This is a genomic window from Sorangium sp. So ce131, from assembly GCF_051519095.1.
Taxonomy (GTDB): Bacteria; Myxococcota_A; Polyangia; order Polyangiales; family Polyangiaceae; genus Sorangium.
The window spans coordinates 6,403,103-6,415,258 of the sequence record NZ_CP150455.1 but is presented as its reverse complement, the minus strand read 5'-3'; the positions used below and the strand labels follow the sequence as shown (position 1 = coordinate 6,415,258).

Here is a 12,156-nt window from a genome sequence, read left to right as displayed (position 1 = left end):
TGTCTCGTGTCCGCCGTGTCCGCCGTGTCCCGCGTGTCCCGCGCGCGCCGAGCCGCGTGCGCCGCGTGGGTTCAACCTAGGAATAGTTTTGTGGTGGAGTGACAAGGTTTTCTTTATGAAGCCTTACGAAGGCATATACAGGAGCGTTTCCAGATGGTAACTTAAACTTTCCCATAGCTCGACCTTGTCTCAAGAACCCAGCGATGAAAGGGGGAGACCGTCATGGAACCTTGCTGTACGCGTCTCGCTGCAATCCTCGTCGTACCTCTGGTTACCACCGCCTGCATCGGCGCCGAGCTTGATTCTGATCCGGAAGCGCTGCTCGGGGAGGCCGAGAGCGCGCTCGATACCGAGAACGGTCAACTCCCGAACGCGATGACCCCGAACGCGATGACCCCGAACGCGATGACCCCGAACGCGATGACCCCGAACGCGCTGAACCCGGGCGCGCTGAACCCGGGCGCGCTGGCGGCCATCAAGGATCCGGGGCCAAGTGGCGCTCTGTCGAGGGAGCTCCTGCGCTACACCGTGGGCTGTGCGCTGCGCTCTGACCAGACGTTCTCGTTCTCATGGACCGACAGCAGCGGGGTCGTCCGCTCGGAGGTCTACCGCGGCGAGCTCGGATATGCGGGCTGGTGGGCGACCACGCCCCTCGGCAACAACACATATGTTCAGAGCCAGATCACGGCCTGCCTCGCCGCGCGGATGAACTGGTACGGTGTCTCGGTGAGGATCTCCCTGCGCAACAACGAGATGCCCTCGACCCCGACGGAGCGCACGAGCTTTCCGGTGAGGGAAGGCGCGTTCTGGGGCAACGTGTTCTCCACGACGCAGGCACCCTTTCTGCGGGCCTGCTACTCACCAACAGGCGTCGCGCGCGCGCGCCAGCTGCAGCGCGACTGTGCGGCCGGTCACCTCAGCGTCGACCCGACGACCGGGGCCACGACCGTCCAGCAGTGCGGCGCGATGGTGATCGCGGGCTCCTGCGACGCGCTTTGTAACAACACGGACGCCGTGGCCGGCTACTATAGGGGGTGTCTCGAGAATCCTTCGGTCTCGCCCTGGGTGCGCACGGACGTCGTGATGACCTCGTTCTTGCCGGCCGCCCCGTAGGAGCGTGAATGGGCTCGGAGGCCCTGCGAGGCAAGGAGCCGGAGCGCGCTACCCCGCAAGCGGGGCGCTGTCCGGCGTGCGGGCGACGGAACCAGGGCGCGTGCCCCGAGTGCACGCAGTCCGCTCGGCCTACCTCCGGCCCGTCGTCGATCCCGCCGGACATCACGGACGTCGTCCCGGTCGCCCTGCCTCGCTTCCCCGGCTACTGGACCCGCAGGACGCTGGGGCAGGGCGGCTTCGGCGTCGTGTTCGAGGCCGAGCCCGAGGGCGGCGGGGCGCGCGTGGCCATCAAGCTCGCGCGCGCCGCGCGCCGCGGCGCGGGCCAGCGCCTCCAGGGCGAGATCGAGGCGCTCTCGGCCATCGGGCCCCCGCACGTGCCGGCCGTGCACGCGCGGGGGACGCTGGACGACGGCTCGCCCTACGTCGTGATCGAGCACATCGCCGCGCCCACGCTCGCCGCCCGCCTCGCGGCGCGCCCCGCGCCCGAGCTCGACGAGGCCGCCCGGCTCGCGCTCGCGACGCTCTCCACCCTCGAGACCGTGCACGCGCGTGGCTACGTGCACTGCGACCTCAAGCCCGAGAACATCCTCGTCGATCAGGACAAGGCGACCCTCATCGACTTCGGCATCGCCCGCGTCGTGGGGCGGCGGTACGACGGGCAGGACGAGGACCTCGCCGTCGGGACGGCGGAGTACATGGCGCCGGAGCAGTCCGCCGGGAGGGCGGATCTCGACGCGCGCGCGGACATCTACGCGATGGGCGTCATCCTGTACGAGCTCTTCGCGGGCCGGCCCCCGTTCTGGGGGCCGCGCGCGGCGGTGCTGGAGGACCACCGGAGCCGCAGGCCGCCGCGCTTGTCGGCCCGCGCGGCCGTGCCCCGGGCGCTCGAGGAGGTGGTGCACCGCTGCCTGGCCAAGGAGCGGAGCGAGCGGTTCGCGAGCGCGACCGAGCTCCGCGTCGCGCTCGAGCGCGCGCTCGGGGACGAGCTCATGGCGAGCGAGCGCGAGGCGCCGCGCTCCGTGGCCGGCATCGAGCGCCGCGCGATGGGGCTCCTCTTCTTCGAGAGCGCGGCCGATCGGATCGCCGTGCAGCGCAGGCTCCGGGCGCTCGGCGGCGAGCTCGCGCACGCCTCCGGCGCGCGTTACGTGGGCGTCTTCGGCCAGGAGGGCGCGGCGGGCCCCGCGCGCCGCGCGCAGCGGGCCGCCGACGAGCTGCTGCGAGGTGGGCTCTGCGAGCGGGTCCTCATCGATCTCGCGCCCGTGTCGGTGCAGCATCGCCCGGGCGGGGCGCAGCGGTTCCTGAGCCCGCTGTTCTCTCGCGCTGAGCGGTGGCCCTCCGCCTCCGGGCCGACGGGGCCGTTCCTCACGCCCGAGGCGTCGGCCGCGCTCCCGGAGCGGTCGCCCGCCGCCGCGGCCGACGAGCTCCCGCCGGGCGTCGAGGACGAGCCGCGCGACGCGACGAACCCCGGCGCGTTCGTCGGCCGTCGCGAGATCCTCGACCAGCTCCTGAAGAGCGCCGAGGAGGCGCTCGGCCTGAAGCAGCCCGCCGTCGTCTCCGTGACGGGCGGGCCCGGCCACGGGAAGAGCTGCCTCTTCATCGAGCTCGGCAAGCAGCTCCGGGAGCGCCTGCCGCACGCCCAGATCATCGAGCTGCGCGGGCGGGAGCCGACGAGCGCCGCCTCCGACGCGACGCTTCTCGAGCTCGTGCGCGAGGCGCTCGGCGTGCCCGAGGAACCTCCGGAGAGCGGCGTCCGTGCGGCGCTCGCGGAGCGGCTCGGCCCCGGGCTCGGCGAGGAGCTCGGCCCGGGGCTCGCGATGGTGCTCGGATGGGTGGACGAGCAGAGCGGCGTCCAGGTCTTCCCCGAGCTCGAGGCGCTCAGGGCCGCGCCCGGCGCGCTGCGCTCGGCGCGCGTCCGGGCGGCGGGCGAGTGCCTGCGCCGGCGCGCGGCCGCGTCGCCCGTGGTCGTCCTCCTCGACGACGCGCACTTCGCTCATGACGCGACGCTCGCGGCGCTCGAGTACGCGGCGCTCGCGGACGGGGCGGCGCCGCTCTGGATCTGCGCGATGGCGCGCCCGGCGTTCGCCGAGGCGCACCCTTCCTGGGGTGAGCGCGCCGCCCGGCGCGAGGCCTTGCGGCTCGATCCGCTGGACGACGAGAGCGCGCGGGCGCTCTGCCGGCGGCTCCTCCTGCCCGCGCGGGACGTGCCGGAGCCGGCGATCGATCGCCTGCTCGAGCGCTCGCAGCGGGTGCCGTTGCTCCTTGTGGAGCTCGTGCACGGGCTCAAGCGCGAGGGGATCCTGCGCCGGCACCGGCGGGGCGACGCGTGGTACCTGGCGACCGACGAGCTCGACCGCCTCCCTTCCTTGCCGGCGCTGGATCCGCTGGCGCAGGGCGAGATCGCGGCGCTTGGGCCGGCGCTCGGGGCGCACGCGCGGCTCGTCTCGCTGCTCGGCGCCGAGGTGTCGGTCGACGAGATCGCGGGCGTGCTGCACCAGCTGGATCTCCGCGGCGACGGCGCGGCCTTCCCGCTCGACGCGCGCGTCGGGACCGAGCGGTTGCTCAAGGCGGGCGTGCTGGTCGGCGATCGGAAGGGCGTGCTGCGCTTCCGGCACGCGCTGGTGCGGGAGGCCGTCGCGCACGACGTCGCCGAGTCCGAGCGGCGGCAGATCCACCTCGCGGCGTACGAGCACCACCGCGCGGCGACCCACGAGGGCCGGGAGCAGCGGTGGTTCAAGATCGCGCACCACGCGGCCGAGGCGGGGCTCGCGGACGTCGCGGAGGAGGTGTACCTGGAGCTCGCCGAGCGGGCGCGGGCTCGGCACGCCTACGTGGAGGCGGAGCTCCACTACAGCCGCGCGCTCGCGCAGCCGGCCCCGGAGCGCGGGGTGCGGCGGAGGACGGCGTACCGGGGCCGGGGGCTGATGCGCTACCGGCTGGGCCGCTACCACGACGCGCTCGGGGATCTCGATCGCGCGCGCGCGATGGCGGTCGAGGAGGGCGACGTGATCGAGCAGATCGAGATCCTGCTCGACGAGGCCACGGCGCTCGACTGGATGAACGACTACGGGCGATCCAAGCAGCGGGTGGAGGAGGCGGGGGCGCTCGCGCCAAGCGGATTGCCTCCGGCGCTCGCGGCGCGCCTCTCGATGGGGGTGGCGCGCTCGCTGCACCGCGAGAGCCGCGAGGAGGAGGCGGCGCAGCAGTTCGAGCGAGCGGCGGCGCAGGCAGAGGGGCTGGGCGACGAGGGCTACGAGACGCTGGTGGTGTCGCTGTTCCTGCTGGGCTTCATCTATCAGGGCCTGAGTAAGCTGGACGAGGCGGGCGCGGTGCTGGATCGGGCGATCCGCATGTGCGAGGAGCGAGGCGATCTCTTGCACCTCGGGCCGGCGATCAACAGCCGGGCGCTCCTCCGCGCGTGCCGGGGAGACATCGAGGGGATGATCCTCGACCTGTGCCGCCTCCTCACCATCTCGCGCGAGCTGGGGCTCGGGTTGCTGGAGCTCGTGGGGGAGTTCAACCTCGGCGAGTACCTCTATCTGATGGGCAACCTCGACGCAGCGATGCCGCACGTGGAGCGGGCCGTGGTCCTGGAGCGCCATCAGCGGGGGGACGAGGCGCGGCCGCTGGTGGAGCTCCTCCTCGCGCGGCTGCTCCTCTACCGGGGCGAGGAGGGCAAGGCGCGGGAGATCATCGAGGCCATACGCATCCAGCAGGCGAAGGCCGTCGCGGCAGGGCGTGAAGGCGTGGAGATGCCCCCCTCGGAAGAGGTGCAGTGGTCGATGATCGATCTGGCCACGCGCGACGCGACCGACGAGGCGTGGGACGAGCTCGAGGAGCGGTCGGCGCGCTTCTCCGTGGGGCAGGAGCAGATCGAGGTCATCGAGGCGCGCGCGCGCGCCCTCGCCCGGCGCGGCCGCCACGCGGAGGCGAAGGCCGCGCTCGAGAGGGCGATCGAGGCCGCGGGGAGGATCCCCAACGTGATGCGCGAGCGGCTCGAGCGGCAGCGAGGAGCCTAGGGCCGCCAGCGCCACGCGGGGCCGCGAGGTCGCTCTACGGGACGACCGGCGACCGGAGCGCGAGCCGCGCCGCGGGGTCGCCCAACAGGACGAAGGAGCGCAGGTCGTTGCGCGCGAGCCAACGGTCGGCGTAGGCGACAGGGTTCAAGGGAGCGTCGGCCCCGGCCGCTTTCGCGCGCCTCTGTGCGTCGACCATGTCGGCGAGCTCGTCGTTCACCGCTTGCCACGCGCGCGTCAGCGCGTCTAGCGCCACGCCTGCGCGGCTGCCCTTGAGCATCGCGCGAGCCGCGTTCCAGAACGGCCCGCTCCGGCTCCTTCCGGTCGTCGGGTCGAGGAAGCTGTTGGTCCATGCGAGATCCATGTGACCGATCACCGCCAGGGGCCCTTCGGGGTTCGACAGCGCCGAGAGCGCGAGCGCCGAGAGGAACCCGTGCTCCCCCGCGCCGGCGAGCACCGCGCGCACGCGCTCGAGATCCCGGGAGTTGCAGGCGCCCGCCTCGTGCCGCATCGTGAGCCAGTGGTGATAGGCGCTCCGCGGCGGTGTCCCGGCGCCGAAGCAGGCGAACATCAGCCAGAGCCCTCCCGGCAAGAAAGGCCCGCTCGCGACGTCGGCCGCCCCGAGGCGCACGCCGTGCCCGAGGCTGAGCGCGCCTTGCTCGCGCCGCTGCGCCTCGGGCGACGGCCAGGAGCCGTCGCGCGGTGGGCCGCTCCCGTGGCTCACCGAGACGAGGACGCCCGCGAGCCGCGCGCTCGCCGCCTCGAGCAGCTCATCGCGCAGATCTTCGCCGATACCCGTGATCTCGCGCGGCTCGCGCTGCGCGAAGCGCCCCCCTCTCCAGGCGGCCATCGCGCTGCTCAGGCACGGCCGGAGGAGGTGGATCAAGCCGACGCTGGTCGCAGGCGTCCCGTCGGCCGGCAGCGCGAAGAGCGCCTGCGGGCTCTCCGCTGCCGCATCGGGGTGCTCCCACCGCACCACCTTGCCGGCGTAGGCCCGGTACTGCGCCGAGCATGGAAACGCGATCCTGCCCGGGAAGGCGACCGTCGCCAGGATTTGCTGGAGGTCAAGCGAGATCTGCGCGAGATCGCCCGCGAGGAGCAGGTAGCGCGGGCGCTCCTCCTCGTCGATGGCCCGGGTCTGGTACGTATCTTTCACCCAGTCCAGCGCAGCTTTCCCTTCGGTCCCTGACGGCACGCGAAAGATGCGGACAGGCTCCTTCTGGGCTGCTTGCCGGAGCTCGATGAGGGGCGCGAGCGCGTCGAGGTGGAGGTCGCCGGCGCGCCCCTCCGCCAGGATCACGCCCCAGCGCTGCGCCGACAGCGAGTCGGGCGGGGCCTCCAGCTCGCCCAGGTAGCCGTCGATGGGAGGCCGTGCGCGGCGGGGACGGACGTCGATCGCGTCCACCGGCGGCAGCGCTTCGGGAGGGAGCTCCGCGCTGAATACCTGAGCCCCGTCCTCGGCGTGGGCCAGAAAAAGATTCAAGTCCATCGAGCGTCGGTCCTCTGCCGGGAAACACGAGGCGCCGGCGTGGCTCACCGGAGCCACGGGCGCGGGATAGGGCGCGCTCGGCACTCGGCGTACGCCCGGTTGGCGGCGCCCTCCTCCTGGCCGAGGTAGTCGATGCGCTGGCGAGGCAGCAGGCACGCGCTGGTCGATGCCGCGATGTTCTCCTTCACGAAAGGGATGCCTGCGCTCGACAGGGGGAACAGGATGCGATCGCCCGATTCGCCGGCGATGAGCCACGGACCCGCGGGGGTCTGTACGACGCCGTTTGCGGAGAGAATGTTTACGCGGACGGACGCGTCCCCCAGCTTCAAGACCCGCTCGGCGGTGAACGGCTCGCCGCCGAGGCTCGACACCGCGAAGAACCGCTCTCCTGAGCCCATGGGCGCCCGGTAGCGGTACGTCACGACCCAGTGCCTCCCGTCATCCCAGGGCGACGCCGTGACTCCCATGAGGGCACCGTCGAGCTCCGTTCCTCCGGTGGATACATCGGATAGGCTCCAGACCATCGTCTCCTCGCCGCTGAGGAGGACGAACTTGCTGTCAGGGGTGAACATGGCGCGCCCGGCGGCATCCTGATCGTGCACGCTCCCGAGCGTCGCGGGAGGCGCAGACGGCTCATCCGCCTTCCAGACGAAGAGCGACGTCTTGGAGCGTGCGGCCACCCCCGCTCTTCCGGATGTGGCGGCGACCCACTTTCCATTCGGACTCAGGACTGCGGTGATCATGTCCGTGCGACCGTCGTCTCTTGCGGCCACGGGCGAGGCGAGCCGCGTCGGGTTCGACGGATCCGACGCCGACCAGATAGAGACGCCCCCGTCGAGGGTCACCCCGGCGACCGGATCATCGGCGGCGCCGAACGTCACGCTCGCCGCCTCGATATCCGGGGCGCCAGGCCTGTTCTCGAGGAGGCGCGCCGTCGAGAATGCTCGAACGGCATGCTCGGAGAAAGTGTCGCCGTCGCCGTCGCCGTCGCGGACTCGGACGGAGAGCCAGCCGCCTCCAGACGAGAGCTCGACCCCCTCGCACCTCTTTTCATTGAGCTCGATCGGCCCGAGGCTGGGTCGAGCAGGAAGGTGGAGCACGTGCACACGGCGGCGATCCTCGGAGCACGCGCCCACCCATCCATCGTTGATGTTAAGAACGGCGGTTGACTCATCCACCGCTGGGAGCTCAGCAAGCCGAGCGCCTTGCAACGCCTCATTTTCGAAGCCCCAGATCTCGTGGTGATCGCCCGCGCGGACGAGCGCGATGATCTTTTCGCCATCCTCGCTCACGGCGACTCGGCGCGCCTCCCCCGCCGGACCTGAGAGCGTCTCGATGGCTCTACCGCTGCCGCCAATCCAGCGCTCGATCGTGCCTGCGCGCGATGCGGTGACGACCGTCGGCCCGGGCCCGCTCACCGAGGCATCTGCAAACGAGAGCACGGACGGCCGCTCGACGGACCAGACGCGCGCGTAGGGTCGTCGATTCAATCGCTGCTCGCTGGTCCCGCAATACATCCAGAGCGAGGAGCCGTCTGGCGACCACTGGAGAGGAGTATTGAATGCTCTGTTCCAGTCAGCGCATGTTCGGAGTCGTTGCGCGGGACGATGCTCGCTCTTATCCCCCGTCATCTCGACATCCCGGATGTCCCAGATGTTGATGCGGTCGCCCATGAGGGCTGCGACGTAACGGCCTCGCTCGCTCGTCGCCAGCATGCCCGCTCGCTCGCTCTCACCGAGCAAGATGTACCGGCCGGGCCGGGCGACGTCCCAGACCGTGATCGCCGGGTCCACTGCCTCGTAAGAACCTTGATGCGTGAGCGCCACGAGACGCGTCCCTCCCTGCACGAACTCGATGTCCACACGGTGCCTCACACCCAGCGGCTCGGGAGCGTCGCTCCGGATACGGATGGGCTTCGAACGCTCGGCTCGGCTGAGCCACACTGCTCCCCGGTTCGTCGCGAAGGCGACTGCCGTTCCGTCAGGAGAGAGCGCTGCGTTCTCCACCGTCGCCCCTTGTGGAACCTCGATCTCGCGGCGCTCGCCCGGCTTGCTCGGGAGTGGCCACACATGCATCGCGCTCTTCGTGGCGTCAACGGCGAGGACATGGCCCCCGCCCGCGCTCAGCGTGACCATCTTGACCGCTTCGGGGGCGCCGTCGAGCTGCACCGTCTCCCCGGCGCGTGTATCGAAGACATAGAGCCGGTTTGTGTCCTTCTCCTGCCCTACCTCCTTCACCTCGCCGACGATCCAGGCGCCGTTCGCCGAGATGGCCATCGGGAGGGGATCGGCGAAGACGCCGAGGCTCTTCTCGCGCCTGGGCTCCAAAAGATCGACGAAGCGCAGCTCCCACTGTGCGTCATCACGCCTGCAACGCAGGAGCTGCAGACGATCGTCGCCACCGTGCAGGAGCCTCAGGAGGCTTCGCCCTTCTGTGACAAGCGGCAGATCGCACTGGTGAACCACGTAGTCAGGAGAACCAACTCGCCTGATCACCGCGCTCTTGTCCGGCCTGATCTCGATCTTCAACGACAACCCGAACTCGGACGGCTGGTACCATCCTGGCAGCTCGTCCTCCGTCACGAGATCGACCGCGAGCGGCGCCTTCACGAGCCGCCAGGCCCCCTGGAGCCACTCGGGCACCGACGCCGGATCCGCGATCTCCATCAGGAAGAGCGCCGCGGCCTCCGGATCCACGTCGCCCTCCGGGGGGTCTGCGCGGACAGCGGCCGCCACATAAGCGGCGTCGCGGTTGAGGCGCCGGCTCTTGTCGAGCTCGGTCCAGAGCCGCTGGGCGGAGAGGGCCACGCCAACGAGCAAGAGAGCGCCCGCCGCCGCCTGCGCGAGCGCGAGCCAGCGGCTCCGGCGTATGTACGCCTGCAGCGAGGGCTCCACGTCCTCGGGGCGCTCGCTCGTGATGGCGACCGCTTTGCGCCGGAGCGCGCCGGTGAGCGGCTCTGCTAGGGCCTGCCGGCGACGGACCTCGTGCAGTACGCCGAGCACGTCCCTGTCCTCTTGGAGCCAGCCGTGGAGCCTCGTCCAGCGCTGCAGGAGCGCCTCGTGCGCGACCTCGAGCCACGCCCCGCGCTCATCGGCGCCGGCGACGACGAGCCGCCGCTCCGTCACGAGGCGGCGCACGACCTCGTCGAACGCGCGGCGCGCCGCCGCATCGGCCGGCTCCCAGTCCGCGCGCCGGATCCTGCGGCGGGCGTGATGGGACGGCGTGTCGCCACGGTTCACCAGCTGCACGAACAGGCGCCGGCAGATCTTCTGCTGATCGGGAGGCAGGGCGTCGAACAACGAGTCCGCGGAGGCGATGAGGATCGCTGCCAGGCCTGCTCGCGGCGTGTCGCCGCCCGGCGCAGGGCCGCCGCTCAGATGGAAGTACGCGTTCAAGGTGAGCTGCCGGCCCTGTCGTTGCTCCCAGAGCCGTAGGAGCGCGTACTCCATCAACGGGAGCGCCCCTGGCTCCTCGGCGGCCGCCTCGCGCAGGTGGGTGACGAGCCCTGGCTCGGGGAAGAAGCCGACCTTGAGCGCCGGCTCCACGACGACGTTCTCGAGCCCCTCGACCCCGGACGACGTCAAGAACGATGTGTGGCGCTCGTCGAGGATCACCTGATCGAGGCGGCGCGCCCCCTCGACGCGGAGGTGCTGGCAAGGCGTGACGTAATCGAGCCGGAACGCGAGCAGCACGACGTGTCGCTTCGACAGCGTGACGAGCAGGTCAAGAGAGCGCTGACGATCCGTCGGGCTCTGGAAGACCGTGAAGACCTCTTCGAACTGGTCGATGAACAGCAGCGACCGCGCGGGAGCCTCGGGCGTCTGCTGCGCACCGTGCAGCGCCGCACCAGCTCCCGCGGCGTCCGACTTCTCCGCGCGCTCCGCCGCGTTCGCGAGCGCGTGGAGCGCCTCGATGAACGGCGGCGCAGGCCTGTGGCTGCCGGCGATCGTCGGGTCCGCCGCCTCGATGACAGGCCTGTGGATGCCTGCGAGCGTCCATCCCGCCGCCTTCAAAACCGGGATCAGCCCGGCGCGGACCAGCGAGGATTTCCCTGTGCCAGAGCCGCCCGCGAGCACCTGAAGCCGCGGGCGGCGGCCGTTCCACGCCTCCTCGATGCGGCCCTTCAGAGCAGGGAGGCGGCCGCCGAGATCGACGTAGAATCGCGCGTGGCGCTCGTCGAACGAGCGGAGCCCGCGGAAGGGGCAGATCGCAAGCGGCCGGCTGTCGTCGCCGTCGCGCTGACGCGCGAAGTACTGGAGGAAGGCCCAGTCGAGCGGCTGGTCGCGCACAGACAGCGCCGCGCGCGCGCGCAGGAACGCCTCTTCGACCGAGGCAGGCTCGCCGACGAGCGCCTCGTAGAAGATCTCGGCGAGGCGCGTCGATCCGTCCATCGAGAGCGGCGCGGAGGGCGCGATCACGCTCGCGATCCCGGCGCGGTGGAGCTCGTGGGCGACGCTCCCGAGCGGGCTGCTCGGCCTGTCCGTGTGGCCGCCGTAGCAGGCGCAGAGCACCGCGAGGCGCACCTGGCTCACGTGATCGCCGAGGATGTGCCGCATGACGCCGGCGCTCACGAGGATCCCATCCTCACCGGCGCGGGCCCGGCCCCACAGGAGACCGAACCCGTGCGTCGTGTCCGGGAGGCGTGCGCCGTGACAGAGCACGTGGAGCACGCGCACCGGCGGCGTCGCGCCGCGTCCGCCGTCGCGGAGGACTCGCGCGAGCGTCTCCGTGGAGACGAGCTCCACCACGTCGCGCCCGGGATCGAACGCGGGCTGCCCGAAGCGACATGCCCTCTGGATGGCCTCACGGTGCTCCTCGAGGGGGACGCTGCCCCCGGCGGACGACCAGGCGAGCACGATCCGGCCCTCCTCTTCCATCGGATCCGGCCGCGGCGGCGGCGTGGACCCTCCGGGCAACTCACGGCGAACAAGCACGGAAGGCAGCTCGGCGAGGTGCTGGCCTGTCCCCATCGTCATGAGCTCCCACGGGAGCGCGTAGATCTCGGGCGCGTCGGACTCGATGGTCAGGCAGAAGCGCTGCTTGTCGTAGTGCGCCTGGCAAATCATCGCCGCGAGGGCATCCCAGCCGGCCGGCTTCAGGAGCGAAGCGAGGACAGCGCCGACCTCCGCCACGATGTTCGGATCGGGCGGGAGCCTCTGCAGGGCCGCGAGCATGTTGAGGGGCCTCTGATCCCAGTCGATGGTCAGCGGCGTATAGCCAGGGCCATCGATGCGGATCTTGTAGGCGCGGAGCCCAGCAGGACCGCCCGCAGCTGCTGGCACGCTGATGAACTCAAGGGTGCGTTGCTGAGGCGGCACGGACACCTGGGAAGGATGCCATCAGCGTACTGGGGCCGTCTGCCTGGGGTCCACCGAATTGCGCTGGCAGGCGGCGCATAGAGAACGCGGCCGCGGGCATGCTGGGGTGATCCAGCGGCAGCGGATGGCCTCGATCTGTGCGGGGCCGCGCCGGGGCTCAAGCAACCAACACGAGCGGCGCGAGCACCTCCTCGCCGCGAAACGTGCGCTGCCATTCATTCGC

At 71.4% G+C, this 12,156-nt stretch carries 4 protein-coding genes; 2 read left to right on the top strand and 2 right to left on the bottom strand.

What is annotated here, in order from left to right; genetic code table 11:
* Positions 1-222 precede the first annotated feature (222 nt).
* A complete protein-coding gene (locus WMF43_RS23380; protein WP_437683339.1) occupies positions 223-1,113 on the top strand; it encodes a hypothetical protein in 891 nt (296 codons plus the stop codon).
* An 8-nt stretch (positions 1,114-1,121) separates the two neighbouring features.
* Positions 1,122-5,129: a serine/threonine-protein kinase gene (locus WMF43_RS23375; RefSeq protein ID WP_437683338.1), complete on the top strand. Its 4,008-nt coding sequence runs from the start codon at positions 1,122-1,124 to the stop codon at positions 5,127-5,129.
* A gap of 34 nt (positions 5,130-5,163) precedes the next feature.
* Here WMF43_RS23375 and WMF43_RS23370 read toward each other — a convergent pair whose 3' ends face one another.
* Both WMF43_RS23370 and WMF43_RS23365 read right to left on the bottom strand, forming a co-directional pair.
* On the bottom strand, positions 5,164-6,615 hold the full coding sequence (locus WMF43_RS23370; RefSeq protein WP_437683337.1) for a hypothetical protein: 1,452 nt from the start codon (positions 6,613-6,615) through the stop codon (positions 5,164-5,166).
* A 44-nt stretch (positions 6,616-6,659) separates the two neighbouring features.
* A complete protein-coding gene (locus tag WMF43_RS23365) occupies positions 6,660-11,933 on the bottom strand; it encodes an nSTAND1 domain-containing NTPase (RefSeq protein WP_437683336.1) in 5,274 nt (1,757 codons plus the stop codon).
* Positions 11,934-12,156: the final 223 nt, after the last annotated feature.